The sequence below is a fragment of the Phocaeicola fibrisolvens genome, assembly GCF_025567125.1.
Lineage (GTDB): Bacteria > Bacteroidota > Bacteroidia > Bacteroidales > Bacteroidaceae > Phocaeicola > Phocaeicola fibrisolvens.
This window is the reverse complement of record NZ_JAOQJI010000006.1, coordinates 40,090-66,239: the sequence shown is the minus strand read 5'-3', so window position 1 is coordinate 66,239 and position 26,150 is coordinate 40,090. Positions and strand designations below refer to the sequence as shown.

The following is a 26,150-nucleotide window of genomic DNA, read 5'->3' as shown; positions in this document are numbered from 1 at the left end:
GATACAAAAACAAGAAAGACCTCTCCCGCAAGGAAAGGCCTTTCTATTTATTTATTACTGATTAACCGTTGACTGTTCAAATACCGATTTATAATTTATTTCAAGTTTTTCAGAAGTTTTATTCTCATAGCTTGAAGAAGAAGACCTTTCATATTCAATTACCAACTTATCTGGCATTGAAACCCCATGCGCACTTGCATAGGATGACAAAACTGAAGTAATATTAAAATGACGGTACTCCGTACCATAGTCACTTCTCTGAACCTCTGTATCCGCTACTTTATGACGCAAGTGAAGCAACAGTTTGCCATCCGTAGATTCTGCATCATTCGGATCATAATACAACGCAAAAGAATGTGAATTCAATTCCGCCTTCAAATCATCAGAATCCGATGAATTTTTATAATAATAAGTTACCGGAATAAATAAGTTGTATTTATCAAAATACATCGGCTGAGCCATCGAACTAGAAATCATATAAAGCGGAGCATTACCTGCATCAGCCTCAGGAGCCTTCGGGAAAGTAAAATCGTCCTTAATGCTGACTACATTATTAACCGTCACCTTCTTATCTTCATTCCATTCCAATACTGAAGAATCATAAGAATATTGTACAATCGCGTAGGACTGTAAGCTCAAATTACTCAAGTCACTCATATTCAATGGAGTCACAGTATAACCGTATGCACTTGTAAAACTATAAAAACCAGTTCCCCCATTTACTCTCATCAGTTCTTGAGGAGATACCGTTGGGTCATTATCTCCATTCAAACAAGAACTAAACCCCACCATCGTCAATAACGCAGCAAAAGCCACTGCTAATTTTTGTTTTTTCATAACTTTATATTACTGTTGTTGTTTATAAATATATTATCAGACTTAAAATTCATAAATTAAAATGAAGCAAATAGAAAATACTGCACTAAGCATAAAGAATTTAACATAAATAAACAGATTTAATTTTATCCTATAACAGCAAAATATTCCACATGCTCATCTACATACTCAGCAATCTGCGCCGTAATCAGTTCTTCGTCTTCCATATATTTTTCTTCCAAATCGTCGAACGCCTCATATTGCTCATACATGGCCATGAACTCCTCTTCCGTACAGTCTTTCTCCAAATCGACACGGTGCGCATCGTAAATCTTCTTAGCTTCATAAATCAACTTCGAAAAATCCTTTGCCCCAAACAGACGCATCGCCTTGGCAAACGGATTGTCAAAGATATACGGTCCGTATCCATTCTGGATAAGTTGCACAAAACCGCCTTCCATCACTTCCTCCCGGAAAAAGTGATATCCCAGCAGCGTATGCTGATAGCCGTTGAGCAACGGCATGGTTTGTCCATTAATCACTCCCCCCGTCACTTCCAAATACTTATCGATAAACACCTTCAAGAACGCATCCATTCCTTCTTCCGCCCCTTTGCGCAAATCCGCATCGGACACTGTAATCTGATTCATTTCCATGCTATACCTAATAATTGTTACCTATCTTTATGTAGACCTGCCATACGGCTTGTCACCGTATCTGCGACAAAGATACAAGATTCTTTCAGAAGAGGAAAAACATTTTGGCAAGCGGAGTTTGCAAAACAGGCCAAACTGGAAAAAATATCATTAAAATGTAAGAAAAAGTTTGGTTTCGCACGTTGCAGAAAGAAATAAAACGACTAACTTTGCGTACGGATTAAGGAAGAAAATCCGTAATTCGTGGTTTACGAAATACTTATTTTTTATTACCAATAAAACGTAAAGAATATGATTTATTCACATGAAGTTGAACACATGTGTTGTGTTGCTAAAGGACCTAACCACGGTCCGGCCCCAATTCCTGAAGAAGGAAAATGGATTCAAGCAAAAGAAATCAAAGACATTTCAGGCTTAACTCATGGTGTGGGATGGTGTGCTCCACAGCAGGGTGCTTGTAAACTGACTTTGAACGTCAAAGAAGGTGTAATCGAAGAATGTCTGGTAGAAACAATCGGTTGCTCAGGTATGACTCACTCAGCTGCTATGGCTTCTGAAATTCTGCCGGGTAAGACAATTCTGGAAGCACTGAATACAGACTTGGTTTGCGATGCCATCAACACCGCAATGCGTGAATTGTTCCTGCAGATTGTTTACGGTCGTACTCAGTCAGCTTTCTCTGAAGGCGGTTTGATGATTGGTGCAGGCTTGGAAGACTTGGGTAAAGGACTCCGCAGCCAGACTGGTACTCTGTATGGTACAAAAGCAAAAGGTACTCGTTACTTGGAATTGACTGAAGGTTACATCACTCGTATGGCTTTGGACAAAGACAACCAGGTAATCGGTTACGAGTTTGTTCACATGGGTAAATTCATGGAACAGATCAAGAAGGGTGTAGATGCTAACGAAGCATTGAAAGCTGTTACCGGAACTTACGGACGCTTCAAACCCGAACAAGGCGCAGTTAAATATATTGACCCACGTAAAGAATAATAAGGAGGATACAGATTATGATTAGACCAGTACAGTTTGAAAGTCAGGACCGTCGTATCAAGCAAATTTTGGCTGCTTTGAATGAAAACGGTATCAAAGACATTGAAGAAGCTAACGCAATCTGTGACGCAGCCGGCCTTGATCCGTATCTGACTTGTCAGGAAACTCAGGGTATCTGCTTCGAGAATGCTAAATGGGCATACGTAGTAGGTTGTGCCATCGCACTGAAAAAAGGTTGCAAGAACGCTGCTGACGCTGCAGAAGCAATCGGTATCGGTTTGCAGGCTTTCTGTATTCCGGGTTCAGTAGCCGATGACCGTAAAGTAGGTTTGGGTCATGGTAACCTGGCAGCTCGTCTGCTCCGTGAAGAAACTCAGTGCTTCGCTTTCTTGGCAGGCCACGAATCATTCGCTGCTGCAGAAGGTGCTATCAAGATTGCAGAAATGGCCAACAAAGTTCGTAAGAACCCGTTGCGCTGTATCTTGAACGGTCTGGGTAAAGACGCTGCGATGATTATCTCTCGTATCAACGGATTTACTTACGTTCAGACTAAGTTCGATTACTTCACTGGTGATTTGAACATCGTAAAAGAAACTCCGTATTCAGACGGTCCTCGTGCAAAAGTAAAATGCTACGGTGCAGACGATGTACGTGAAGGTGTAGCTATCATGTGGCACGAAAATGTAGATGTATCTATCACAGGTAACTCTACTAACCCGACTCGTTTCCAGCACCCGGTTGCAGGTACTTACAAGAAAGAACGTGTTCTTGCTGGTAAGCCTTACTTCTCAGTAGCTTCAGGTGGTGGTACAGGTCGTACACTTCATCCGGATAACATGGCTGCAGGTCCTGCTTCATACGGTATGACAGATACTATGGGCCGTATGCACTCAGACGCGCAATTTGCGGGTTCTTCATCAGTTCCTGCTCACGTAGAAATGATGGGATTCCTGGGTATCGGTAACAACCCGATGGTAGGATGTACAGTAGCTTGCGCTGTAAACGTAGCTTTGGCTTTGAATAAGTAATTTATACTTGATTCAATATAATAAACTCCTGTAATCCAAGCGATTGCAGGAGTTTTTTTTTATTTGCAATAGATTATAGCTGATAAACACTTTAAAGCCTCATCTTATGATGTTTAACCTTACTAAACAAAAAGAAAATACAAGGCTATAATAAGCTGAAATCCGTTCTCTCCAAAGTCTATTGCAGTGAAACATAAAACAGGTCTACTACCGCTTAGTTTAGCTTTAAAAGAGTGATTTTTGCAGCCCAATTCATCATTTTCAAACAGTAAGTTTATCCATTTTCCCTTCAACACCCCATTCCAAAATCAGGAAATCTGAGGAACTAATATCAGGATTGAAAGACAAAATGCTCCAAGGCTTTCCGGATGCCCTCTTCCTCCACACTGGCGGTCACGTAATCCGCTACAGCTTTCAGTGACTCATTCGCATTGCCCATCGCCACACCGATTCCGGCTTCCCGGACGATGGGAATGTCGTTGCCTCCGTCGCCGAAAGCCATCGTTTCTTCCTTTTTCAATCCCAGGATATCCATGACAGCTCTCAGTCCTTTACTTTTATCTGTACCTTGTGCCGTAATATCGGCAAAATCGGGATACCAGCGACTGGATACGCAATGAGGAAGCCGAGGCATGATTTGCCGTTCCTCTTCCTCCGAAATGACCGGCGTCAACTGGAGAATGGGATGTGCCCATAAGGCATCGAGCGAACGGCTTTCTTTCATGCCATGTACATTCAGCATCTGTCGGAAAATATAATCCACTTTTTCATTACTGTTGTACATTATCAGGTCTTTCTCTCCTACCACCATACAGGCGAAGTTCATCTCATCGGCCTGCCGGATAAGGGTACGCACATCTTCTTCTGGAATCGGACTACAAGATATCACCTGTTCGCCAATGAAACAATACGCACCATTCACCGTGATGTATCCGTCTATCAGTTCACTGATTTCCTGCAGATTATTAATGAGGGAGAACGGGCGTCCGGTGGAAATGAGCACTTTGATGCCCAGCTCCTTCGCCTGCCGGATAGCCTGTACCGTAGAATCAGGTATCCGGTGGGTCTGAAAGCTGAGCAAAGTGCCGTCGATGTCAAAAAAACAATGCTTTTATCATACTTTATCTTTTCGCTAAATAGATTTCAACCATACAGAGGAGAATTACTTTTTTCAATCCTTCTTTTTATCCTGCACCCCTTGCTGACTGTTTGCCTTTGAAGCAGCAGGAAGAGGAGCCACGGTATATCCCAGCTTTTGAATGGCCTCTTTCAGCTTTTCGGGCGAAGTTTTTCCGTCACGATACTCTATCGTCACCGTCTTTTTAGGAAGATTGACATCCAAACCAGTCACTCCCTTTTCAAAAGAGAGGGTATTTTCAATGCGTTTCTGACATTTTTCACATTTCATGGATACCAGGAAAGTCACTTCCGATTTTTCTTTTTTGTGCTCTGTCACGTTTTTAGCCGATGCGGAGAAAGAGAAAACCCACATCATCAGCATAAGGAATGTCATCAGTTTTGTTTTCATTGTCTCGTATTTTTAAATTACATATTCTGTCATAACTTAGGAATCTGGTAACGGATTCCTGCATAAAGTTTGTATCCCATTGTAGGACCCCAGACCATTGTCGCATCGAAATCCGGACTGTAGGGATTGGCTGCGGATACAATGGGGGACTGCTGCTTATAATTGCTCAGGTTCTCCCCTCCTACATAAATCTGCCACCGGCGGAAGCGATAGGTAATCTGCGCACTCAGCTGGGCAAACGAGGGGAAAGAAGTATTCCATAACGGATGCACCGCGTCGGCCAAAGGCATACGTCCTCCCCCGTTGAACTGGACCGTGGCATCCAACTGCCATTTTTTCAAAGGCGTCTCATAAGAAGCGGTCACCAGTGCCTTGTAGCGGCTTGTCAACGGTTTGCGCATCGTCTGTCCATCGTATGTACACTTCACATCCATCCAACGGTAAGCTCCCAGCAGGGTGAATCCCCGAAACAACGGATAGCTGGCTTCTATCTGGAACACACTGGAGGTAGAACGTCCCGCCAGGTTGTAGAAATAAACGCTATGCATATCCTGGTCCAAATCGACCACCACCTGATTCTGAAAATCCGTATAAAACCACTCCGCATTGAGGGTCAATTCTTCGTGGTTCACGGGAATATGGAAAGAAGCAGTCACTCCATAATTCCATGCTTCTTCCTGTTTTAAATCTTCTGCAAGATGAAACGTGCGGCTGCTTGCCAGCAAATAGCTGTTCTCCGGAAGCGCAAAAGTGGTGCGGTATCCTTTCCCGGCAGAGGCACGCAGACTCAGCCACGAAGTCACCTCATACTTCACATGAACACGGGGTGTCACAAAGAAATGATGCAAGGAACTGTAGTCCGCTCGCAATCCAGCCATCAGCGTAAACTTCTGGAGAGGAGTCCACGTATATTCCGCATACGCTCCTCCTACCTTCTCCGACACCTGATGCCACTGTGGACAGTAAAGGTCCACCACATTGCCACTCTGCACATACCGGTCCCAGTTATAGTTCAGTCCGGCCGCCAGTTTATGATGCGCTCCAAACTCACTTTCATAAAGGAAAGAAGCATAGACATTCGATTCATACACATTGTACACCTTGTCGGCATAATTGGCACGCTGGTCATGATACGACCCCGACACGATGAGGGCCACACTTTCATTCCGTTCCTGATTCAAGATAAATCCATTCTTCGTGAATCCTTCCACCCGATTGGCATCGTTGTGAATGGTATAAGGGGACATCTCGTCCGCAGCATGTAAAGTATGTTCCGTCTGCCCGCTGGTTCTGCGGTCGGTCAGAATCTTAATGCCCGACTGGGAAACGAAACGGGAGGTTTGATAATGCCAGCGGTTCATCGCACTGAACGACTGCATTTGGGGCATATCCAAGAAAGTATCTTTGTTCCTGTCGTGTGCCTGCTCCTCATTGTAGTAGTTCACAAGCAAAGCGGTAGACAAACGGTCATTCAACTCCACGGCACCCACCATATTTCCCTCATAACGTCCGGTACTGCTGCCAAACAGATTCACCAGCAAGGGGTCTGCCACCTTCGGCTTCTTGTACTCCACGTCAATCTGCCCGGTCACCGACTCGTATCCGTTCTTTACGGAAGCGGCCCCTTTAGATATCTGTATGCTTTGCATCCACGGCCCCGGAATATAGTCGAGTCCGTACGTGGAAGCCACCCCGCGCAAATTAGGAAAATTCTCGGTCAGCATCTGCACGTAAGTGCCGGCCAGTCCTAGCAACTGTATCTGTTTGGCGCCCGTCACCGCATCACTGTAGGCCACGTCTACCGAAGGATTGGTCTCAAAACTTTCCGAAAGATTGCAACAGGCCGCACGCGTCAAGGCTTGCGAGGTGACACTCTCTGTGTTCAACACACTTTTCCGGTTCTTGATAGCTCCGAGACCTCCGGCTGTCACCACCACTTCTTTCAATTCCGTACTGGGAGACATCACCAGAATCTGGATATCGTCCGGACGTTCCATCTCGTATGTCAATGTCGTAAAGCCTACGTAATCGGCTTTCAGCAGTTTGGCCTCGTCCGGTACTGCCAACTCAAAATATCCGTTTTCATCCGTCACCGAAGTATGCTTGCTCTCATCATACACATAAGCCCCGGGCAAGGGAGCTCCCTCTTTATCCATCACATATCCTTTGACGGTCCTTTCAGGAAGTGCCATTGCCACACTTCCACATCCTATCCACACTCCTATCAACCATACAATTTTCTTCATCATATCACTGTTCATGCTTTAAATTCACACGACAAAAGTAAGCTACATACACAAACCGGACGTTACATAATTATGGATATGATTTATATCTCGTCCAACGGCCTCAACGCATGCCCTTTCATCCGTTTGAATTGAGTAGGCGACAATCCGGTCACAGCCTTAAACTGCCCGCTCAAATGAGCCACACTGGAATAATGCAACTTATCGGCAATCTCACCGACACTCAGTTCATCATAGAAAAGCAACTCCTTGACCCGTTCTATTTTCTGATGGATATAATATTTCTCGATGCTAATGCCTTGCATTTCGGTAAACAATTTGCTGAGGAAACTGTACTCCCGGTGACACTTCTGCTGCAAATAGTCAGAAAGATTCACCTTTTCCTGCTCTTCGGCATGATGTACCAGTTCGATGACTCCCACCCGAATCTGTTCGACAATACGCATGCGTTTGTCGTCAATCACCTCAAAGCCATAATGTTCCAAACGAGCCTGTATGTTATGAAAGTGGTCAGGAAGCAAAGGCTGGGCCAACGTCACAACGCCCAATTCTACTTTCAAGGGAGAAACGCTATTTTCCTGAAACACTTCCGTCACCGTATAGATGCAACGGCGGCAAACCATATTTTTAATGTAAATGCAGGTCTTTTCCATTCCACAATCTCCTGTTTATCGGACGGCAAAGATAAGTATAAAACTTTACAACCATGTTGTCATCTTCTTTTCCGGTCATTTAATCTACATTTCATGAGGGTTATGCAAAAGGAAAAGTATCTTTGTAGAAAATTCAACCACTTATACCATGGGAACTTATCGCAAAAAACTGCAGGGAACGGCCCAATATACCTCTTTCATTCCCGCCCCTCTTTCCACCGTTCACGTGGAAGAGGAATTGCTCGCCCCTTTCGTTAGCGAGGCTCAGGAGGCCATCGACCAGTTGAATCAAACCCTCTGTAAACTGGAAGAGGAAGAGGTACAAAAAGTCCTCCGAAAAGAAGCTGAAGCTTCGTGGATGCTTGCTGCAGGGAAATACTTTTTCCCTTTTGGCATCCCGTCCTTCTCTTCCCAATGGAATGAAGAGGAACAGGAAGAAATCCGGCAACTGACAGAGGCCTCAACCTATGCGTTAGACAGTCTGGAAACACTGCCTCTCTGCGGACGTCTGCTCAAGAATGCACATTACCTGATGTGCCAAAGCGACTTGTATGAAAAGAAATATCCGGGAGAATTCCGTAACTCACCCGTATGGATAGGGCCGGAAGGATGCAACCTGAAAAAACGCTCTTTTCGTTCCTCCCACCGAAGAAGACATGACTGAAGCCTTCTCCGAACTCGAAAAATTCATCCACGAGGAATCAGGCCTGCACATTCTCATACGGGCTGCACTCATCCATTACCAGTTTGAGGCCATCCATCCTTTCATCGATGCCAACGGACGAATCGGCCGATTGCTCCACCTTCTCTTTCTGTTCGACCACAAAGTCATCCGGAAACCGGCTTTCATCTTTTCTTACACTTTAGGGAAGTACGCCCTCCGATACTACACAGAATTACAGAAAGTACACGAAAGCGGTACGTATGAATCTTGGGTGATATTCTTCCTCCAGACCCTGAAAGAGGCTGCTCAACAAACAACCCGCTTTCTGTCCACAACTCCTCCCTCGTTTGGCTGAGGGAGGGAAAGAAGTATCGAAGATTATCTCCGGTAATACTGCGCCAGTGAGAAAGCCCGACGAAGCGCGATACGTGTACACACCAGCGCACAGACAGAACCGACCAAAAACATAATCCCCGTGGATACCATGATATTGCCCAGTCCCACCAACGGAGAGACGATACCGCCAAAAGCAAAGCCCAGCGCTCCCAGCAAAGCCGAAGCCATACCAGCATTTTCCCGTTCACTATCCATTGCCAACGTATTGGAGGCGGTGAAAGTCAGCCCCAGCATGGAAAGCAGACAAAGCAGCAAGACCTCGTAAAGCCAGAAAGGACAATTGGCACAAAGTGCAATGCAGAGGAAGAAAGAGGCGATGACCATTCCCACACTTCCCCGGTACAACGCCTGTTCTGAATGGGCAAACTTGACCGATGCAGCCGCAGAAACCACAATAGCAATGGCATTGATGCCAAAACAAAGACTGAACATCAAAGGAGAGAATCCATAATGCTGCTGCATGATAAAGGGAGCAGAAGAGATGTTGGCAAACATCACTCCCTGCGCAAAACCAAACTGAAAAATGTAGCACACGTACCGACGGTTCTGAATGACGGTGAGGAAACTCTTATAGACATCGCTCCAACGCGCATTCTGCCGACGGACAGCCGGCAAGGAATCCGTGAAATGCAGACTTCCGGCCAACAGAATAACACCCAGTCCAAACAATACCCAGAAAATACCGTGCCACCCCACACTGTCAGCCATACCGCCTCCGGCAATCGGAGCGGCCACAGGAGCAACCCCGTTGATGGCTCCGATAATGGCCAGCATCTTTGCCAACTCCCTACCGGAATATTTATCGGCTGCGATGGAACGAGAAATGACGATACCTCCAGCACCCGCCATTCCCTGAATCAATCGCCAACCCACGAACTGCATGATGGTGCGAGAATACAGACAACCCAAAGTAGCTAACAGAAACAGACACATGGCGATAATCAACGGACGACGACGGCCATACTTGTCGCTGAGCGGACCGAAAAAAAGCTGTCCCACAGCCAGCCCAATCATGCTGGCCGTCAGTCCCAGCTGCACCTGTGAGGAAGTGGTATGGAAAAAGCCTGTCATGGCAGGCAAAGTAGGCAAATACATATCGGTTACAAAAGGCCCGAAAGCCGTCAGTACCCCTAAAAATACGAGAATAAACAATTGCGAATTTTTTCTTGTCATAATGCTTGTTTTTAAAACGCTGCAAAATTAGTAATTATCCAAAGGCCATATCATACCTTTTGCCGCACAAAACTTTTCAAAAACCGCACAAAATGAATTTTATTCCGAGAAAAAAGTCTATTTTTGTTTCATAAAAGCACCTACACATGGATATTTCTCTGTTATCATCCCTCAACGGAATCCACTACGACGAAGGGAATCTGGATTTTCTCCGGCCTTCTCCCCTCCACTTCAACTGTGGCGTACAGATATTGTGCACCCGCGGAGCATGCATTCTTTCTACAGGAGCCCAGCAGTTTCATCTTCGGGAAATGTCGGAACTTATTTTCTGGGGAGGAAGCATCATGCAACTGATGGAAGCCTCGGACAACTTCCACGTACGTCTGCTGCTCTACCCCAAAAAGATATTTCTACAAGCCGCCATTTCCCTCGATACAACCTATTTTAATTACATGAGGGAATTCCCCCAATACGACCATGGAGAAGAAAGCTGGAAGAATGTCAACCTGTGGATTGACATGGCCCAGCTACTCTTCAGCCGGCCTTCACCTGCATTCCGCGAACGGCTGGAACTGAACTTCCTGCAAAGCATGCTCATGTGGATTTTCAGTTCCATTCCCGACACATACGTATCGAAAGCTGAGTCGTACACCCGGAAACAGCTTTTGTTTCATAAATTCATGCACCTCATTCACGAGCATGCGGCACAGATGCACCAAGTGTCTTTCTATGCCGAACAGCTTTGCATCTCTCCACGCTACTTGAATGAAATAACCTTGTCGTTTTCCAACGGAAAAACGCCCAAGGCGCTCATTGACGAACAGCTGACAGCCGAGCTAAAGGTGTTGCTCAACAACCCGGCTTTGTCGATTGCCGAGATTGCTTCCCTCTGCCACTTTCCTGACTCGTCCTACCTGAGCCGCTTCTTTAAAAAGAACACCGGCATCGCCCCAAAGGCTTTCCGAGCCCTGAAACAAAGCTAAGTTATATCAGTCCCCGCTTCAGCTCGTCACGGACAGCGGTCATCATGCCTTCCACCTGGGCCAACGCCAGCATGCGCCCGTGGAAAGAATACCCGGGATTATACCCTTCCTTTTCATCTCCCAGCATCGTACGTCCATGATCTACCCGCATGGGAAGTCCGGGATTCTCTTTCTCGAAGATGCGAATCAGGTCGAGCAGCTGTCCTCTTCCGGCTAAATGAGACGTTTCCCTAAAATCTCCTCCTGGTAAAATCTCCGTACTGCGCAGATGGACAAAATGGGTTCTTCGGGCAAAACGGCGGGCCAGTTCACGGGTATCGTTCTGACTGCCGGAACTCAGGGAACCGGCACAGAAGGTCAGTCCGTTATGCGGATTGTCCACAGCCTGCAACAACCATTCGATATCTGCTCCATCTGTCACAATGCGAGGCAAACCCAGCACCTGGAAAGGAGGGTCATCGGGATGAATGCACAAGTTCACTCCGTAGGTATCACACACGGGCATCACCGCCTCCAGAAATGTACGCAAATTTTCTCTCAACCGTTGGCGGTCTATACCTTTATATAAAGCCAGCAATTCACGGAACTTGCGGACCGGATAAAGTTCCCCCTCCTGAATGTTCCCGTCGATGAATCCCTGGGTCTTGACGATAATCGTATCAATCAGTTCGGCCTTTTCGGCTGCAGTAATACTTTGGTCCAGCTCGTCCACCTCCTGCACTTCTTCCGGAATATAATCTTGTTCCGCTCCTTCCCGACGCAGGATTTTCAAATCGAAATAAGCAAAACGTATGCGATTGAAATAAAGCGACGTGCTTCCGTCCGGCAATGCATAATGCAAATCCGTACGTATCCAGTCGATAACCGGCATAAAATTATAACAAACGGTTTTCACGCCACACATACCCAAGTTGGCCAGACTGGTTTTGTAGTTTTCAATCAACCGATTCCGTTGCGGGCCACCATATTTGATGGCTTCACACACGGGAAGACTTTCTACGACCGACCACCTCAATCCATACGACTCTATGTAAGCTTTCAGGTCCTGGATGGCTTCCACCGTCCAGACTTCTCCGTTGGGCACCTCATGCAGGGCCGTGACAATCCCTTCCACTCCTATCTGACGGAGCATAGAAAGCGTGATAGGGTCTTTCTTTCCAAACCATCGCCATGTCTTTTCCATCTTTTTCCCTCCGACCGATTTTAAACTCCACTGAATGAACTGAATCCGCCATCTACTGGCAATGTCACGCCCGTAATGAAACTGGCGGCTTCACTGCACAAGAACTGTACGGCTCCATTAAGCTCTGAAATATCCCCAAAACGCCTCATCGGAGTTTTAGCAATGACCTTCCGGCTGCGTTCCGTGAATGAGCCATCCGGATTAATCAGCACGGCCCGGTTCTGGTTGCCGATAAAGAAACCGGGAGCAATGGCATTGACCCGGATTTTCTCGCTGAATTTAAGGGCCATTTCCTGGGCCATCCAACGGGTAAAGTTCTCCACCGCACTTTTGGCCATAGAATATCCCGGCACCCGGGTAATGGCTTCGCACGCCGCCATGGAGGAGACATTGACAATGCTACCACTCTTCTGTGCTGCCATCACTTCTCCAAACACCAGACAAGGATACACCGTTCCGTTCAGGTTCAAATCAAGCACTTTATTCAAATCCTCTACTTTCATGTCGAACACATGCTGGCTTTCGGTCAGCGTACCTCCGGGAATGTTTCCTCCTGCCGCATTGACCAAAATATCCACCCTTCCCCATTGTGCCAACACCTCGTTCTTCACTTTCCGCAAGCTATCCATATCGAGCACATTGCAGGTAAAGCCATACACTTCGCCTCCCGTCTGCCTCAATCTTTCCACAGCTTCCTCCACATGGTCGGGATGTGCCCCAATCACAGCCACCTTTGCTCCGGCCTTCAGCAGACCTTCGGATATATTACTTCCCAATACCCCGGAACCACCCGTAACTACGGCTACACGTCCGGATACATCAAACAGATTATTCATAACTTACAGATTTTAATCTGCCACAAAGTTAGAGGAGAAATAAACACACAAATTCACCGATTTTTGCAGGTTATTTGCGTAACTTTGCCATTATTACGTTCACCATGAAAAAGATACTCAACGAACAACTGGACATTTCGGATACCAACCCGCTTAAAGCACGGTACTACGATTACAAACGTTTCACCTATCCTTGGCATTTCCACAGTGAATTTGAAATTATTTACGTTGAAAAAGGATATGGTCAAGGGATGATTGGAGACAGCATAACCCACTTTTCAGACCAGTCACTTTTTGTACTTGGCTCCAATTTGCCACACTACGTAGAAAATCCACCGGAATACACCCAACAGGAGAATCTGAGAGTAAACGGGGTCATCATCCAGTTCGAAAAAGATTTCATGCAATATGCTTTTTCCCACTACAGCCAATTCCAAGCCATCAGCCGCCTGCTAAAAAATGCCCAAAGAGGGTTGTTATATTCACTTGCTGCCTATCCGGATATTCCCAATAAAATCAAATGCATTCCCCAAAAAGAAGGAGTGGAACAGATTGTAGAATTTCTACGGCTACTGGATGTACTGACACACACAATTCCCTTCAAATTCATTTCTTCTCCCGCCTACGAACCCGTTCCCTCCCGATTGCATGGACGAAAAATCGAAAAGGTTATAGCATACCTCAACACACACTATACACAAAACATCCGTTTGGAAGACGTAGCCTCTTATGCAGCCATGAATACGACCGCTTTCTGCCGTTTCTTCAAGGAAAATACGGGAAAGACTTTCAAGCAACACATCACAGACATGCGAATAGGCTACGCCTGCAAACTGTTACTAAATGAACGATGGAACATTTCTGAAATCTGTCTGGAGTGTGGGTTTGAGTCAATAGCTCACTTTAACCGATGTTTCAAGCAGCACACTGGAATAACACCAACCTCCTATCGAAAAAAAATGAGTTAAACGAACAGCTTATCCCATCACTCTTTACGCCCCAGACGTTTGAGTGCCAGATGATGTCCTTCCTGAGCAGCTTTCTCATACCAAAACTTTGCCAGATGCAAATCAGGTGTACCTACCCATCCTTCTTCATATCCCTGCCCGATACGATAAAATGCATAAGGATCAGACGAATGACGATAAGCCTCGAATGCCTGGGGCAATGATACAGGCATTCGACCGCACCCCTTACGGTATAAATCGCCCAAGTTAACAGAAGCATAAGTCAAATCTCCTTGACGAACAGCCTCTTTAAACCAAAACTCAGCTTCATACCCATCGGGCGCAACCCCCACTCCTTCTTGATACAAAGTACCAATATCATTTAGAACTACTCCATCCACATGCACGCCTTTCCGATATTCCTTTCCCAGTTCCAGCAACATATCTACATCTTCCTGTGAAAAACTCTCCCACGTTTCAGTGCCATCCGTCTGCCATGATTTGATACGCCCTATTGATACGTGTTGGGGAACATCTATTTCTACTTCCATAGCGTACTCCAAACTATCGGCCATCAATTCCTCCCTTGTTGCTTCCAAAAGCCATCCCTTACGAAGCAAATATTGAATATAACCATAAATACGGGAAGTCGAAGAATGAAGATTTACTCCATACTGTTTCAACTGCTCCAACGACACATAACGGATACCTTCTTTCGGTAATTCCAGATAACAGCGGGGAATAACAGAAAGTACGACCTTCAATGAAGCAATCTCTTCACTGATACAGTCTTCAATCCATTGTGTACTCAACCGTTCATAAACAGAATAAGACTTTCCATCCTCTTTTGATAGTAGTTTGGGACTAGTTCCATTCAGATATAATCCCAATGTATCAATCAAATAAGGAAAAAACTTATAGTCATCATAAGAAGACAACCCATCCATGGCCACCTCCACCCGGCCTTTCCGGTCGTCTGAAATCACAAACGAAGTGGTAGAATGTCCCGGACGATGAAAATAACAAATTAACTTCCCTTTATATATACCTTTAAGAGTCACATTCACAGGGACCTCCAAGCGGCTAAAAAATTCCTTGAAATGCAAAGGAGCAGATGAATTCAGTTGAAAAGAAATTTGCATAGTCAGCCTTTCTGTTAAAAAAGTTCATTCGTCCTGATCTCGCCACTGCCTATACATAAGCGAGCATCTTTATCATAAATCACCCCGAACTGTCCAGGAGCTATCCCCTGTATCGGCTCCTTACTGGACACCAGCAATCCATTTTTTTCTAAAAGACGGACCGTTCCAGTCTGAAAGGTATCTGTGTGACGTATTTTGAAACGAATCTCAGTTTCTTGTTCTTTCCAAGGATTCAATGTAATGAAATGAAAATCTTTTAGAAAAAAAGAATGGCCAAACTGTTTGTCCGTATCATAACCATGCGACACATAGATAATGTTTTCTTCTATATTTTTGCCTACCACAAACCAAGGTCCACCTCCAAGCCCTAGACCTTTACGTTGTCCGATAGTATGAAACCAGTAGCCTCGATGCTGCCCGATAATCTTTCCAGTCTCCAATTCTATTACGGGTCCCGGACGTTCGCCTAAAAAACGACGAATGAACTCGTTATAGTTAATCTTTCCCAAGAAACAAATTCCCTGACTGTCCTTTCGACGAGCACTCGGCAACGCTGCCTTTAAAGCCAGTGAGCGAACTTCCTGCTTAAGCAGCCCTCCTAATGGAAACATCAAACGCGATACCTGAAGAGAGTCGATCTGCGCCAGAAAATCGGTCTGATCCTTTACCGGATCTTTTGCTGTAGCCAACCATGTCTGTCCGTCTATTACAAGTGTAGAGGCATAATGTCCTGTAACAATCTTCTCATAATCATGTCCGACCTTTTGATCAAAACAACCAAACTTTATCAATTTGTTACACATCACATCCGGATTGGGAGTCAACCCATGCCGTACCTTGTCAACCGTATAGGCCACAACGTTATCCCAATATTCTTTCTGCAAGTCCACAATATGAAAAGGCAAGCCATATTTACGGGCAGTAGCGGAAGCTAATTCAATATCTTCTTCTGCCGTACAAGTCAATCCGTCATCCGTATCCATTCCTATTTTTATATAAAAAAGGTCTGGCTTATATCCATGCTCACACAACAGATGCACAGCCACTGCACTGTCAACTCCTCCTGATATCAATGCTGCTATATTCATATATTTCTTTTTTAACGGCAAATATACCGCTCACACGACAAATGCCCAATACCCTTTTCACGGTATATCTCATTTCAAAGCCTGGAATTGTTCTATTAATGAAGTAATGTTGGCCGTAAACAAACGAGCCGAAATAGCTAATAGAATAATGCCAAAAAACTTACGGATGACATAAATTCCACCTTTTCCCAACATGTGCTCAATACGGTCGGTCAATTTCAATACTATATATACCCATACCATATTCAGGACCAATGCCAGTACAATGTTTATCGGTGCATATTCTGCCCGCAAAGACAACAGGGTGGTAAATGCTCCTGCACCAGCCAGTAATGGAAACACCAAAGGCACCAAAGTGGCTTCTTTAATAGGGCCCGTGTTTTTGAAAATCTCTACATCCAGAATCATCTCCAGCGACATCAGAAATATAACAAAAGCACCAGCTACGGCAAAGGAAGCAATATCCACCTGAAACAAGCGCAACATCATATCACCGGCATAAAAGAAACCCAAAAGAAGAGCAAAAGCTATCAGAGTGGCTTTCGGAGCATTCACTGATCGTCCCTTCTGCTTCAAATCCAGAATAATAGGAATAGAACCAATGATGTCAATCACCGCAAAAAGCACAATAAAAGCACTAAGGAACTGCTGAAAATCAAATCCACTCATAATCATATCCAAAATTACTTCTGCAAAGTTATCATTTTTTCATTCATCTGCAAATCTTCTACAAACATTATCAGACGGTAAGAAAGAATAAAAAAGATAAAAGCAACTGACTGCCGATATCTTCGCTGAGGAAATATACTTAACTTTGTCTGTTAAAAGATAACTTAATAAAGTTAACGCGAGATGGAATTGACAATGTATGACAAGCTTTTACAGCTCCCCTTGTTTCAGGGAATATCCAAATTCGACTTTACTGATATTCTAGAAAAAGTGAAGATTCACTTTAATAAATATGAACCAGGAAGTTGTCTAGTCAAACAAGACACTCCCTGTAATCAACTTATTTTTGTATTAGATGGAGAAGTACAAATAGAATCCAATGACCCTATCCATAAATACACCATCTGGGAAAGTTTCAAAAGTCCAAATGTCATCGAACCTTATTCACTATTTGGCATGCGTCCCTATTTCACAGCTTCTTATACAGCAATCACGGAAGTTAATACGCTGAACATCGAAAAATCATACATTCTCAATGAACTGTGCCGCTATGAAGTATTTAACTTGAACTATATGAACATGCTAAGCAACCGAAGTCAGGTAATTTACAACAAACTTTGGAATGCCCACATCGGAAAGACACGCGACAAAATCATCAACTTTCTCTTATTGAGGTGCATGACACCGTATGGAACAAAAAAAATGTCTATCCGCATGGAAGATCTGGCAAGATTGATTGACGATACCCGTATCAATGTATCGAATGTACTGAATGATTTACAAAACAAAGGACTAATCCAACTAGGAAGAAGAACATTTACAATCAATGACTTAAGAGAAGTCACACTCCTACAAGACAAAAAAGACTGATATTCCTATCCTATATTAATTGTTACCATTATGAATAATCCATTTTTACAACCTTATCATACCCTTCATAATACCACTCCATTTCAACTGATACGAATGGAAGATTACGAACCAGCTATTCGGGAAGGTATGCAACTAGAAGATAAGGAAATACAAAATATCATACAAAATCAGGAAGCACCCACATTCCAAAACACCATTCTGGCTTTGGAACACGCAGGAAAAACTTTAGACAGAGTCACCACCGTCTTGTTCAACCTGCTGAGTGCGGAAACAAACGATGAACTGGAAGCCATTGCGGAGAAAATGACGCCGGAACTTTCGGAACATGCCAACAACATCAGCCTCAACGAGGCATTGTTTGCACGGGTCAAGGCGGTATATGAACAAAGGGACGCACTTCCACTGACACCGGAAGAACGACGCCTGTTGGAAAAGTCATACGACGGATTTGTCCGTAACGGTGCCAACCTGCCGGAAAAGGATAAAGAGACTTTCCGCAAGCTGAGTATGGAACTGAGCAGCCTGACCCTGAAATTTTCACAGAACCATCTGAAAGAAACGAACAGCTTTGAACTGGTGCTACGACACGAAGACGAATTGGCTGGACTGCCGGAAAGTGCCGTGGAAGCAGCTGCCCATACCGCTCATGAGAAAGGGAAAGACGGATGCTGGATTATCACCCTGCAGGCTCCCAGCTACGTACCCTTTATGAAGTACAGCGACAAAAGAGACTTACGCAAACAACTTTACATGGCCTACAACACCCAGTGTTGCCACGACAATGAGTTCAACAACCTGGACATCGTAAAACGGTTGGTCAACCTACGCATGGAACTGGCACAGCTGTTGGGCTTTTCCAATTATGCGGAATATGTACTGAAAAAGCGTATGGCTGAGAACAGCAACCATGTGTACAAGCTGCTGAACGACTTATTGGAGGCCTACACACCCGTGGCTCGGGAGGAGGTAAAGGAAATCCGCACCTTGGCCCGCGAACTGGAAGGCAACGACTTCGAACTGATGCCCTGGGACTTTTCTTATTATGCAGAAAAACTGAAGAACCGGAAATTCAGTCTCGACGAAGAAGCGCTCCGCCCTTACTTCGAACTGAGCCGCGTAAAAGCAGGGGTATTCGGACTGGCTACCCGCCTGTATGGAATCACCTTCAAGGAAAACCAAGAAATCCCGGTGTACCATCCGGACGTGCAGGCCTACGAGGTGTTCGACCGTGACGGCAGTTTTCTGGCCGTGCTTTATACCGATTTTCATCCCCGTGAAGGCAAGCGTTCGGGCGCTTGGATGACAAGTTACAAGGAACAATGGATAGAAGACGACGGCACCAACAGCCGCCCGCATGTCTCCGTAACCATGAATTTCACCAAGCCTACAAAAGACAAACCGGCCTTGCTGACTTTCTCTGAAGTCAACACCTTCCTGCACGAATTCGGTCATGCCCTGCACGGCATGTTTGCCAATACGCGCTTCCAAAGCATGAGCGGCACGAACGTATATTGGGATTTTGTGGAACTTCCTTCACAAATCATGGAAAACTTTGCCATAGAAAAGGAATTTTTAAATACATTCGCATGTCATTACCAGACGGGCGAACCGATTCCCGAGGAACTGATTCAGCGCATTGTAGATGCTTCCAACTTCAACGTAGCTTATGCTTGCCTGCGTCAAGTCAGTTTCGGATTGCTCGACATGGCCTGGTACACCCGCCAGACCCCGTTTGAGGGAGATGTAAAGGCATACGAAAAAGCTTCCTGGCAACGCACCCAACTGCTTCCACAACTGGACGACACCTGCATGAGCGTACAGTTCGGGCATATCATGTCAGGCGGCTATTCAGCCGGATACTACAGCTATAAATGGGCGGAAGTACTGGATGCTGATGCCTTTTCAGTTTTCAAGGCGAAAGGAATCTTCAATCCGGAAACGGCACGTTCCTTCCGGGAAAATATTTTATCAAAAGGGGGCACCGAACATCCGATGACGCTTTACAAACGTTTCCGAGGACAAGAACCGACCATCGACGCTCTATTAAAAAGAAATGGAATAAAATAAGCATACAAATGAAAACATTCAAAATCTACAGGTTCTTCATGTTACTCCTACTGCTGGCCGGATGTAACCAAGAAGACGATGTGCATGAAATTTTCTCCAGCGGACAAACATGGCACTGGAGCGGCTCTTACAGCACCAGCGACTGGAAAGACGACAACAACTTCAATTCCACTTTGACACGGGATGAACTGGCTAAAATCAATGATGACCAAAACAAATACAACATCATTTTTAAAGAAGACGGTACAGTGGAAGGAAACGGAAATAATTTCACTTTTACTGGAACTTGGAGTGCCAACGGCAACGACCAAAGCTTTTCCATTCAACTGAAGACCAATGGAAATCGTACCGGACTAGATAAAACGTTTTATGACGAAATAAGTAATGCGAAATTCTATCGTGGTAGCTCACGACTTATCAAACTGTTCAACCTCGACAAGAATCATTACATTCAATTTTACCCCAAAGGATTTAACAACTAGGCAGCATCATTATGGAACCATCAGAACATAAACAAGAAATCCTGGACAAGCGCTATATGCGCATGGCTCTCATCTGGGCCGAAAACTCCTATTGCAAGCGGCGTCAGGTGGGAGCATTGATTGTCAAGGACAAGATGATTATCTCGGACGGATACAATGGCACACCGGCAGGATTCGAAAATGTGTGTGAAGACGAAAACGGAGTGACCCGCCCTTACGTCCTTCATGCGGAAGCCAATGCCATCACCAAGATAGCCCGCTCCAGCAACAGCAGTGAAGGGGCTACCATGTATGTCACCGCCTCCCCTTGCATCGAATGTGCGAAACTGATTATCCAGGCTGGCATCAAGCGAGTGGTCTATGCCGAGAAATACCGCCTGGAAGACGGACTGGACTTATTGAAACGAGCGCATATTGAAGTTGTATATCTTAACCCCAATGAATAAAATTATGAAGAACAATAGTACACGCTTTATTCCGTTTCTGCTGGCCATCTGCCTGATTGCAGGTATCGCCATCGGTACATTCTATGCCAACCATTTTTCCGGCAACAAACTGGGCATCATCAACACGTCTTCCAACAAATTGAATGCCTTGCTGCGTATCATTGACGACCAGTATGTGGATACCGTCAATATCAGCGACCTGGTGGAAGAAGCCATGCCACAGATTCTTTCGGAACTCGACCCACATTCTTCTTATATTCCGGCCAAAGACCTGGAAGCCGTTACAGCCGACTTAAAAGGCAGTTTCAGTGGCATCGGCATCCAGTTTACCATCCAGAATGACACCATCCATGTGAACAACGTCATTCAGGGAGGCCCATCCGAAAAGGTGGGACTGATGGCCGGCGACCGTATCGTAGAAGTAGACGATTCTGCCTTCGTAGGAAAAATCGTCACCAATGAAGAAGCCATGAAACGACTGAAAGGTGAAAAAGGCAGCAAGGTCAAACTCGGTGTGTACCGCCCGGGAGAAAAAGAGTTGCTGCATTTCACGGTTGTACGAGGCAACATTCCGGTCAAAAGCATTGATGCAGCCTACATGATTAACGAAAAAGTGGGATATGTCAAAGTCAACAAGTTTGGAGAGACTACTTATCCGGAATTACTGATAGCCTTGGCCAAACTGAGCCAGAAAAACTGTGAAGGACTGATTATAGACCTTCGTGGAAATACAGGAGGTTACATGGCTGCTGCCATACAGATGGTCAATGAATTTCTCCCCAATAACCGCCTGATTGTGTACACGCAAGGACGGAAATCCCCACGCCAGGACTACAATTCCAACGGCACGGGAAGCAACCAGAAAATGCCGCTCGTGGTTTTGGTGGACGAAGGTTCAGCCTCTGCCAGCGAAATCTTTGCCGGAGCCATCCAGGACAATGACCGCGGAACCATCGTCGGACGCCGTTCGTTCGGGAAAGGACTGGTACAACAACCCATCGAATTCAGCGACGGCTCTGCCATCCGCCTGACCATCGCCCGTTATTACACTCCGTCGGGCCGTTGCATTCAGAAGCCATACGAAAAAGGAAAAGAATCGGAATATGAATTGGACTTGCTTACCCGATACGAACACGGAGAGTTCTTCTCGGCCGACAGCATCAAGCAGAACGAAACAGAAGTCTACCGCACCCGTCTGGGACGTCCGGTGTATGGAGGAGGAGGCATCATGCCCGATATCTTCGTACCACAAGACACCACGGGTATGACCTCTTATTTCCGCATGGCCGCCAACCGTGGACTGATTATCCGCTATACCTTCGAGTATACCGACCAAAACCGGAGCACACTTCAGAAATACGATACCACTGAAAAGATGGAGGAATACCTGAAAAAGCAGAACCTGCTGAACAATTTTGCCGCATGGGCTGAAAAGAAAGGATTGAAACGCCGCAACAACCTGATGGCTAAATCACGGAAGCTGTTTGAAATGAGCCTTTACGGAAATATTATCTACAACATGCTGGGCATGGAGGCGTATGTAGAATTCCTCAATGAAACCGACAAGACGGTATTGAAGGCAGTGGAAATTCTGGAAAAGGGTGAGTCTTTCCCACAGGCTCCTGAAATGCAGGCTTCCAACGAGAAAAAGAAATAGGACTTCATGGACAAAAGAGAATTACGCAAACAAATAGCACAAGAGAAGCGGAAATACTCCGCTTCTCAAAAAGCGGAATGGTCTTCCAGTTTATTCCAAAAACTGGAAGACCACCCTTTATTCTTACAAACAAAAACCATCCTGCTCTATCATTCCTTACCGGATGAAGTACAAACTCACGCGTTTATCGAACGGTGGCATCCGTACAAACACATCATACTGCCGCTGGTAAAAGGAAATGAATTGGAATTCCGGTATTACGAAGGAAAAGATTCGTTGCAGACTGGTTCATTCGGCATTGAAGAACCGACCGGAAGACAAGTGGAAAACTTGGATGAAATTGAACTTAGCATCGTTCCCGGTGTAGCCTTCGACCGGACTGGAAACCGACTAGGACGTGGAAAGGGATACTATGACCGTGCCCTCTCCCGCCTGCATTCCTATAATATAGGTGTCTGCTTTCATTTCCAGCTCTACCCGCACATCCCGACAGAGCCTACAGACCGCCCCATGCACGAAGTTTGGACTGAACAAGGATGTGTATACTCAACGGAACACAATGTTCACGATGACTTGTGAGCCCACCTGCGCATTCAGGTTACGAATCAGCATCTCCCGCCCCATCATCAGTTCCTGACGGATGACCGAGGAAGAGAGGCTGACATAAAGCACCTGGTTCTTGATAAACAGATTCGTAGTGTAACGGGTAATGACCGGCCCCACCACATCCTTCCAGGCATCTACCAACCGATATTCGTTCAAAGGCGTCTCCAGCCCCTGCTGACGAAGGAATTGCCGGAGCACGTCCCCTATCTGTTCCGTATTATTCCGCTTCATACCCTTCCTTTCGTTCGGAAACCTCTCCGTTTTCTACCTCGAACAACTTATAGTCGCCCTCAATCTTTTTCAAGATACGGTCCAGATGGTCACGGTTGGTATCCGTTATGAAAATCTGTCCGAAATTGTCACCTGCCACAAGCTTCACAATCTGCTCCACCCGAAGAGCATCCAGTTTGTCGAAGATGTCATCCAGCAGAATCAATGGTGTAGTGCCGCTCCCTGTCCGCTTCAAGAATTCAAACTGTGCCAGTTTGAGTGCAATCAGATACGTTTTGTTCTGCCCCTGTGAGCCTTCCCGCTTCATGGGAAATTCCCCCAGCTGCATAATCAGGTCGTCCTTATGAATACCTTTCAGGGAATATCCCATCACCCGGTCCCGCTGCCGGTTCTCGCGCAGCAAGGTCAACAAGTCTCCCTCTGCCGCATGCGACTGATACGACAGTTTCACCTGCTCCCGGTTTTGGGAAATATAAGCATAATACGACTGAAAAATCGGAATAAACTCTTCAATAAACTGACGCCGCTTGCGGAACACAATCTCTCCCGTGGAAGCCATCATTTCCTCCCACACAATCATCAGTTCCTCATCCGGTTCCAGTTCTGCTTTCAGCAACGTATTCCGCTGCATCAGGGCCTTGTTGTAACGAATCAACGCATCCAAATATTCACGGTCGAACTGCGAAATCACCACGTCCATAAACCTTCTGCGCTCTTCACTTCCTCCCGCTATCAGCAACGTATCTGCCGGTGAAACCATGACCAGCGGTATCAGCCCGATATGGTCCGACAAGCGGGTATATTCCTTCTTGTTCCGCTTAAATTGCTTCTTCTGACGACGTTTCAACCCGCAATACACTTCCTCCGGATCGCCGCCGTCCGTCTCATAAAATCCCTGTAACACGAAAAAATCCTGCTCATGACGGATATTCTGTGAATCAATTGGATTGGTTGCACTCTTGCAGAAAGAAAGATAATACACGGCATCCATCAGGTTGGTCTTCCCCATTCCGTTTTTTCCGATGATGCAGTTCATCTTACGGGAAAAAGTCAGTTCCGCCTGCTCCAGATTCTTATAGTTTACGATTGAAATGCGTTTAAGCCACATAAGATACTCATTATTTAGAATACAAAATTAACAATAAAAGCAAGATTGATTAAAAAAACTGCCCGCAAATTTCATTTATAAGTATAAATAAACTACTTTTGCTGTCCAAATAAGTGGATTCTGAAAATAATAAAAACAAATATCAAATGACTGAACAAAAACACACTCATGACCCATTGAATGTAGACGAAGCGCTCAGCACTTCAGAAGCATTTCTTATCAAAAACAAGAATGTACTTTTAGGGATAGTAATCGTTCTGGTTGTCGTTGTCGGAGGTTACCTCGGATACAAACACTTCATTTCTGAACCGAACGAGTTGAAGGCTTCAGAAGCTATTTTCAAAGGTGAACAATATTTTGGAGCAGACAATTTTGAAACAGCACTGAAGGGCGACAGCCTGGGCTATGCAGGTTTCGTCAAACTGGCAGACCAGTTCAGCGGCACAGATGCCGGAAACCTGGCCAATGCATACGCAGGTCTCTGCTATGCTCAACTTGGCAAATACGAAGATGCCATCAAATACTTGGACAAATTTAGTGGAAGCGACTTGCTGGTAGCCCCATCCGTAATGGGAGCACTAGGAAACTGCTACGCACAGGTTGGTCAACTTGACAAAGCAGTGGCTACTTTACTGAAAGCTGCCGAACGTGCCAACAGCACGTCATTGAGTCCGATTTATCTGATTCAGGCCGGACAGATCTTGGAGAAACAAGGTAAGAACGCAGAAGCCGTAGATGCTTACAAACAAGTAAAAAACAAATACGGCAACTCTTACCAAGCTATGGATATCGACAAGTACATCGAACGTGCTTCTTTGAAATAATTCCAGCAAACATTCTTCTATTATCATAAAAGAGTATCATCATTCAAGCCGGACCGAAAAACTCAAAGCATCTGCGGATGTACTCCAGTTTTTCGGTCTGGCTTTTTTATCTTCTAATAACCCTTAAAACAAAAAATATGGCAACAGCTTATCACAATCTTTCTGATTACGATTTCAACTCCGTACCCGATGCTTCACAGATGCGTTTCGGTATTGTAGTTTCCGAATGGAATCACAATATCACCGGTGCCCTGCTCGAAGGGGCCGTCCGTACCCTGAAAAAACACGGCGCCAAAGATGAAAACATTTTGGTTTATCCTGTTCCTGGAAGTTTCGAACTGACATTTGGTTCCGCCCAACTCATCAAAAGTGGAAAAGTAGACGCCGTCATCGCATTAGGTTGTGTGGTTCGAGGCGACACCCCCCATTTCGACTATGTATGCGCCGGTGCTACCCAAGGTATTACTGAACTGAATGCAACTACCGACATCCCAGTTATTTATGGTCTGATTACCACCAACAATATGCAACAAGCGGAAGATCGTGCTGGAGGCAAATTAGGGAATAAAGGTGACGAATGTGCAGTTACAGCAATAAAAATGATTGATTTTGTTTGCAAGTTAAAAAAATAATCGTACCTTTGCAACGCAATTGAGAAAAGCAATAATCTTAGTTGCGGACGGGCAAATACCAGAGTGGCCAAATGGGGCAGACTGTAAATCTGCTGGCTTACGCCTTCGGTGGTTCGAATCCATCTTTGCCCACCAAATTTGCGGAAGTAGCTCAGTTGATAGAGCATTAGCCTTCCAAGCTGAGGGTCGCGGGTTTGAGTCCCGTCTTCCGCTCATCAAAAAA

Annotated in this window: 28 protein-coding genes and 2 tRNA genes; 16 read left to right on the top strand and 14 right to left on the bottom strand. The window is 45.4% G+C overall.

Annotation, left to right across the window (positions count from 1 at the left end):
• Positions 1-54: 54 nt before the first annotated feature.
• Together OCV81_RS04180 and OCV81_RS04175 are read right to left on the bottom strand one after the other, a co-directional pair.
• On the bottom strand, positions 55-837 hold the full coding sequence (locus OCV81_RS04180; RefSeq protein WP_148328639.1) for a hypothetical protein: 783 nt from the start codon (positions 835-837) through the stop codon (positions 55-57).
• A 125-nt stretch (positions 838-962) separates the two neighbouring features.
• The gene (locus OCV81_RS04175) at positions 963-1,472 is read right to left on the bottom strand and encodes a DMP19 family protein (RefSeq protein ID WP_148328637.1); all 510 of its coding nucleotides are present in this window, start codon (positions 1,470-1,472) and stop codon (positions 963-965) included.
• A gap of 291 nt (positions 1,473-1,763) precedes the next feature.
• Here OCV81_RS04175 and OCV81_RS04170 point away from each other — a divergent pair, with 291 nt between their 5' ends.
• Positions 1,764-2,465 carry an iron-sulfur cluster assembly scaffold protein gene (locus tag OCV81_RS04170; RefSeq protein WP_022354280.1) on the top strand — a complete coding sequence of 234 codons (702 nt, stop codon included), beginning with the start codon at positions 1,764-1,766 and terminating at the stop codon, positions 2,463-2,465.
• Between the two features lie 17 nt (positions 2,466-2,482).
• Positions 2,483-3,493: a GGGtGRT protein gene (locus OCV81_RS04165; protein ID WP_072541826.1), complete on the top strand. Its 1,011-nt coding sequence runs from the start codon at positions 2,483-2,485 to the stop codon at positions 3,491-3,493.
• Between the two features lie 331 nt (positions 3,494-3,824).
• On the opposite strand, the gene OCV81_RS04160 is transcribed toward OCV81_RS04165, so the two are convergent.
• From OCV81_RS04160 to OCV81_RS04145, 4 genes are all read right to left on the bottom strand, one after another.
• Positions 3,825-4,574: a Cof-type HAD-IIB family hydrolase gene (locus tag OCV81_RS04160; RefSeq protein WP_394802513.1), complete on the bottom strand. Its 750-nt coding sequence runs from the start codon at positions 4,572-4,574 to the stop codon at positions 3,825-3,827.
• Between the two features lie 90 nt (positions 4,575-4,664).
• Positions 4,665-5,021 carry a heavy-metal-associated domain-containing protein gene (locus tag OCV81_RS04155; protein ID WP_148328633.1) on the bottom strand — a complete coding sequence of 119 codons (357 nt, stop codon included), beginning with the start codon at positions 5,019-5,021 and terminating at the stop codon, positions 4,665-4,667.
• Positions 5,022-5,050: 29 nt separating this feature from the next.
• Complete coding sequence (locus OCV81_RS04150; RefSeq protein WP_148328743.1) at positions 5,051-7,267, bottom strand: TonB-dependent receptor; 2,217 nt, start codon at positions 7,265-7,267, stop codon at positions 5,051-5,053.
• 83 nt (positions 7,268-7,350) lie between these two features.
• A complete protein-coding gene (locus OCV81_RS04145) occupies positions 7,351-7,920 on the bottom strand; it encodes a helix-turn-helix domain-containing protein (protein ID WP_204434990.1) in 570 nt (189 codons plus the stop codon).
• Positions 7,921-8,068: 148 nt separating this feature from the next.
• Here OCV81_RS04145 and OCV81_RS04140 point away from each other — a divergent pair, with 148 nt between their 5' ends.
• Entirely contained in the window at positions 8,069-8,584 is a 516-nt protein-coding gene (locus OCV81_RS04140) for a Fic family protein (RefSeq protein ID WP_148328631.1), read from the top strand.
• The gene (locus OCV81_RS04135) at positions 8,577-8,939 is read left to right on the top strand and encodes a Fic family protein (protein ID WP_148328630.1); all 363 of its coding nucleotides are present in this window, start codon (positions 8,577-8,579) and stop codon (positions 8,937-8,939) included. The genes OCV81_RS04140 and OCV81_RS04135 overlap by 8 nt, the downstream gene beginning before the upstream one ends.
• A 23-nt stretch (positions 8,940-8,962) precedes the next feature.
• Here the strand turns inward: OCV81_RS04135 and OCV81_RS04130 are convergent, their stop codons facing one another.
• The gene (locus tag OCV81_RS04130) at positions 8,963-10,156 is read right to left on the bottom strand and encodes a multidrug effflux MFS transporter (protein ID WP_262640108.1); all 1,194 of its coding nucleotides are present in this window, start codon (positions 10,154-10,156) and stop codon (positions 8,963-8,965) included.
• Positions 10,157-10,299: 143 nt separating this feature from the next.
• Between OCV81_RS04130 and OCV81_RS04125 the strand changes: the two genes are divergently transcribed.
• Positions 10,300-11,136 carry a helix-turn-helix transcriptional regulator gene (locus tag OCV81_RS04125; RefSeq protein ID WP_148328626.1) on the top strand — a complete coding sequence of 279 codons (837 nt, stop codon included), beginning with the start codon at positions 10,300-10,302 and terminating at the stop codon, positions 11,134-11,136.
• Position 11,137: 1 nt separating this feature from the next.
• Here the strand turns inward: OCV81_RS04125 and uxuA are convergent, their stop codons facing one another.
• Together uxuA and OCV81_RS04115 are read right to left on the bottom strand one after the other, a co-directional pair.
• Positions 11,138-12,319: a mannonate dehydratase gene (gene uxuA, locus OCV81_RS04120; protein ID WP_148328624.1), complete on the bottom strand. Its 1,182-nt coding sequence runs from the start codon at positions 12,317-12,319 to the stop codon at positions 11,138-11,140.
• A 20-nt stretch (positions 12,320-12,339) separates the two neighbouring features.
• Positions 12,340-13,155 (bottom strand): SDR family oxidoreductase, encoded by an 816-nt coding sequence (locus OCV81_RS04115; RefSeq protein WP_148328622.1) that lies wholly within the window; start codon positions 13,153-13,155, stop codon positions 12,340-12,342.
• Between the two features lie 104 nt (positions 13,156-13,259).
• Between OCV81_RS04115 and OCV81_RS04110 the strand changes: the two genes are divergently transcribed.
• Positions 13,260-14,123, top strand: coding sequence for an AraC family transcriptional regulator (locus OCV81_RS04110; protein WP_148328620.1), 864 nt, complete (start codon positions 13,260-13,262; stop codon positions 14,121-14,123).
• 17 nt (positions 14,124-14,140) lie between these two features.
• Here the strand turns inward: OCV81_RS04110 and OCV81_RS04105 are convergent, their stop codons facing one another.
• From OCV81_RS04105 to OCV81_RS04095, 3 genes are all read right to left on the bottom strand, one after another.
• Positions 14,141-15,244 carry a tetratricopeptide repeat protein gene (locus OCV81_RS04105; RefSeq protein ID WP_148328618.1) on the bottom strand — a complete coding sequence of 368 codons (1,104 nt, stop codon included), beginning with the start codon at positions 15,242-15,244 and terminating at the stop codon, positions 14,141-14,143.
• 14 nt (positions 15,245-15,258) lie between these two features.
• Positions 15,259-16,332 (bottom strand): tRNA 2-thiouridine(34) synthase MnmA, encoded by a 1,074-nt coding sequence (gene mnmA / locus OCV81_RS04100; RefSeq protein ID WP_148328616.1) that lies wholly within the window; start codon positions 16,330-16,332, stop codon positions 15,259-15,261.
• Positions 16,333-16,401: 69 nt separating this feature from the next.
• Positions 16,402-17,001: a MarC family protein gene (locus tag OCV81_RS04095; RefSeq protein ID WP_239464885.1), complete on the bottom strand. Its 600-nt coding sequence runs from the start codon at positions 16,999-17,001 to the stop codon at positions 16,402-16,404.
• 183 nt (positions 17,002-17,184) lie between these two features.
• Between OCV81_RS04095 and OCV81_RS04090 the strand changes: the two genes are divergently transcribed.
• The 6 genes from OCV81_RS04090 to OCV81_RS04065 are packed head-to-tail and all read left to right on the top strand — an operon-like array spanning position 17,185 to position 23,105.
• Positions 17,185-17,871, top strand: coding sequence for a Crp/Fnr family transcriptional regulator (locus OCV81_RS04090; RefSeq protein WP_148328614.1), 687 nt, complete (start codon positions 17,185-17,187; stop codon positions 17,869-17,871).
• 30 nt (positions 17,872-17,901) lie between these two features.
• Positions 17,902-19,941: a M3 family metallopeptidase gene (locus tag OCV81_RS04085; protein ID WP_148328612.1), complete on the top strand. Its 2,040-nt coding sequence runs from the start codon at positions 17,902-17,904 to the stop codon at positions 19,939-19,941.
• 8 nt (positions 19,942-19,949) lie between these two features.
• Entirely contained in the window at positions 19,950-20,423 is a 474-nt protein-coding gene (locus OCV81_RS04080; protein WP_148328609.1) for a DUF4847 family protein, read from the top strand.
• Positions 20,424-20,434: 11 nt separating this feature from the next.
• Positions 20,435-20,869 carry a dCMP deaminase family protein gene (locus OCV81_RS04075; protein WP_022354294.1) on the top strand — a complete coding sequence of 145 codons (435 nt, stop codon included), beginning with the start codon at positions 20,435-20,437 and terminating at the stop codon, positions 20,867-20,869.
• Positions 20,870-20,873: 4 nt separating this feature from the next.
• Positions 20,874-22,526, top strand: a complete 1,653-nt coding sequence (locus OCV81_RS04070; protein ID WP_204434996.1) for a S41 family peptidase — start codon at positions 20,874-20,876, stop codon at positions 22,524-22,526.
• Positions 22,527-22,532: 6 nt separating this feature from the next.
• A complete protein-coding gene (locus tag OCV81_RS04065) occupies positions 22,533-23,105 on the top strand; it encodes a 5-formyltetrahydrofolate cyclo-ligase (RefSeq protein ID WP_148328605.1) in 573 nt (190 codons plus the stop codon).
• On the opposite strand, the gene OCV81_RS04060 is transcribed toward OCV81_RS04065, so the two are convergent.
• Together OCV81_RS04060 and recF are read right to left on the bottom strand one after the other, a co-directional pair.
• Positions 23,073-23,363: a DciA family protein gene (locus OCV81_RS04060; RefSeq protein WP_007561091.1), complete on the bottom strand. Its 291-nt coding sequence runs from the start codon at positions 23,361-23,363 to the stop codon at positions 23,073-23,075. The genes OCV81_RS04065 and OCV81_RS04060 overlap by 33 nt on opposite strands.
• The gene (gene recF, locus OCV81_RS04055) at positions 23,350-24,471 is read right to left on the bottom strand and encodes a DNA replication/repair protein RecF (RefSeq protein WP_148328603.1); all 1,122 of its coding nucleotides are present in this window, start codon (positions 24,469-24,471) and stop codon (positions 23,350-23,352) included. Before recF ends, OCV81_RS04060 begins: the two co-directional genes overlap by 14 nt.
• Positions 24,472-24,617: 146 nt before the next feature.
• Between recF and OCV81_RS04050 the strand changes: the two genes are divergently transcribed.
• The 4 genes from OCV81_RS04050 (at position 24,618) to OCV81_RS04035 (ending at position 26,140) form a co-directional block, all read left to right on the top strand.
• Positions 24,618-25,295 (top strand): tetratricopeptide repeat protein, encoded by a 678-nt coding sequence (locus tag OCV81_RS04050; RefSeq protein ID WP_148328601.1) that lies wholly within the window; start codon positions 24,618-24,620, stop codon positions 25,293-25,295.
• A 137-nt stretch (positions 25,296-25,432) separates the two neighbouring features.
• A complete protein-coding gene (ribH, locus tag OCV81_RS04045; RefSeq protein WP_148328599.1) occupies positions 25,433-25,927 on the top strand; it encodes a 6,7-dimethyl-8-ribityllumazine synthase in 495 nt (164 codons plus the stop codon).
• Positions 25,928-25,976: 49 nt separating this feature from the next.
• A tRNA-Tyr gene (locus tag OCV81_RS04040) sits at positions 25,977-26,062 on the top strand.
• A 5-nt stretch (positions 26,063-26,067) separates the two neighbouring features.
• A tRNA-Gly gene (locus tag OCV81_RS04035) sits at positions 26,068-26,140 on the top strand.
• Positions 26,141-26,150: the final 10 nt, after the last annotated feature.

Bases quoted from the DNA above. Each gene is read 5' to 3' on its own strand.
- OCV81_RS04180 (WP_148328639.1), bottom strand. From the start codon at position 837: ATGAAAAAACAAAAATTAGCAGTGGCTTTTGCTGCGTTATTGACGATG.
- OCV81_RS04175 (WP_148328637.1), bottom strand. From the start codon at position 1,472: ATGGAAATGAATCAGATTACAGTGTCCGATGCGGATTTGCGCAAAGGG.
- OCV81_RS04170 (WP_022354280.1), top strand. From the start codon at position 1,764: ATGATTTATTCACATGAAGTTGAACACATGTGTTGTGTTGCTAAAGGA.
- OCV81_RS04165 (WP_072541826.1), top strand. From the start codon at position 2,483: ATGATTAGACCAGTACAGTTTGAAAGTCAGGACCGTCGTATCAAGCAA.
- OCV81_RS04155 (WP_148328633.1), bottom strand. From the start codon at position 5,021: ATGAAAACAAAACTGATGACATTCCTTATGCTGATGATGTGGGTTTTC.
- OCV81_RS04150 (WP_148328743.1), bottom strand. From the start codon at position 7,267: ATGAAGAAAATTGTATGGTTGATAGGAGTGTGGATAGGATGTGGAAGT.
- OCV81_RS04145 (WP_204434990.1), bottom strand. From the start codon at position 7,920: ATGGAAAAGACCTGCATTTACATTAAAAATATGGTTTGCCGCCGTTGC.
- OCV81_RS04140 (WP_148328631.1), top strand. From the start codon at position 8,069: ATGGGAACTTATCGCAAAAAACTGCAGGGAACGGCCCAATATACCTCT.
- OCV81_RS04135 (WP_148328630.1), top strand. From the start codon at position 8,577: ATGACTGAAGCCTTCTCCGAACTCGAAAAATTCATCCACGAGGAATCA.
- OCV81_RS04125 (WP_148328626.1), top strand. From the start codon at position 10,300: ATGGATATTTCTCTGTTATCATCCCTCAACGGAATCCACTACGACGAA.
- uxuA (WP_148328624.1), bottom strand. From the start codon at position 12,319: ATGGAAAAGACATGGCGATGGTTTGGAAAGAAAGACCCTATCACGCTT.
- OCV81_RS04115 (WP_148328622.1), bottom strand. From the start codon at position 13,155: ATGAATAATCTGTTTGATGTATCCGGACGTGTAGCCGTAGTTACGGGT.
- OCV81_RS04110 (WP_148328620.1), top strand. From the start codon at position 13,260: ATGAAAAAGATACTCAACGAACAACTGGACATTTCGGATACCAACCCG.
- OCV81_RS04105 (WP_148328618.1), bottom strand. From the start codon at position 15,244: ATGCAAATTTCTTTTCAACTGAATTCATCTGCTCCTTTGCATTTCAAG.
- mnmA (WP_148328616.1), bottom strand. From the start codon at position 16,332: ATGAATATAGCAGCATTGATATCAGGAGGAGTTGACAGTGCAGTGGCT.
- OCV81_RS04095 (WP_239464885.1), bottom strand. From the start codon at position 17,001: ATGAGTGGATTTGATTTTCAGCAGTTCCTTAGTGCTTTTATTGTGCTT.
- OCV81_RS04090 (WP_148328614.1), top strand. From the start codon at position 17,185: ATGGAATTGACAATGTATGACAAGCTTTTACAGCTCCCCTTGTTTCAG.
- OCV81_RS04085 (WP_148328612.1), top strand. From the start codon at position 17,902: ATGAATAATCCATTTTTACAACCTTATCATACCCTTCATAATACCACT.
- OCV81_RS04080 (WP_148328609.1), top strand. From the start codon at position 19,950: ATGAAAACATTCAAAATCTACAGGTTCTTCATGTTACTCCTACTGCTG.
- OCV81_RS04075 (WP_022354294.1), top strand. From the start codon at position 20,435: ATGGAACCATCAGAACATAAACAAGAAATCCTGGACAAGCGCTATATG.
- OCV81_RS04070 (WP_204434996.1), top strand. From the start codon at position 20,874: ATGAAGAACAATAGTACACGCTTTATTCCGTTTCTGCTGGCCATCTGC.
- OCV81_RS04065 (WP_148328605.1), top strand. From the start codon at position 22,533: ATGGACAAAAGAGAATTACGCAAACAAATAGCACAAGAGAAGCGGAAA.
- OCV81_RS04060 (WP_007561091.1), bottom strand. From the start codon at position 23,363: ATGAAGCGGAATAATACGGAACAGATAGGGGACGTGCTCCGGCAATTC.
- recF (WP_148328603.1), bottom strand. From the start codon at position 24,471: ATGTGGCTTAAACGCATTTCAATCGTAAACTATAAGAATCTGGAGCAG.
- OCV81_RS04050 (WP_148328601.1), top strand. From the start codon at position 24,618: ATGACTGAACAAAAACACACTCATGACCCATTGAATGTAGACGAAGCG.
- ribH (WP_148328599.1), top strand. From the start codon at position 25,433: ATGGCAACAGCTTATCACAATCTTTCTGATTACGATTTCAACTCCGTA.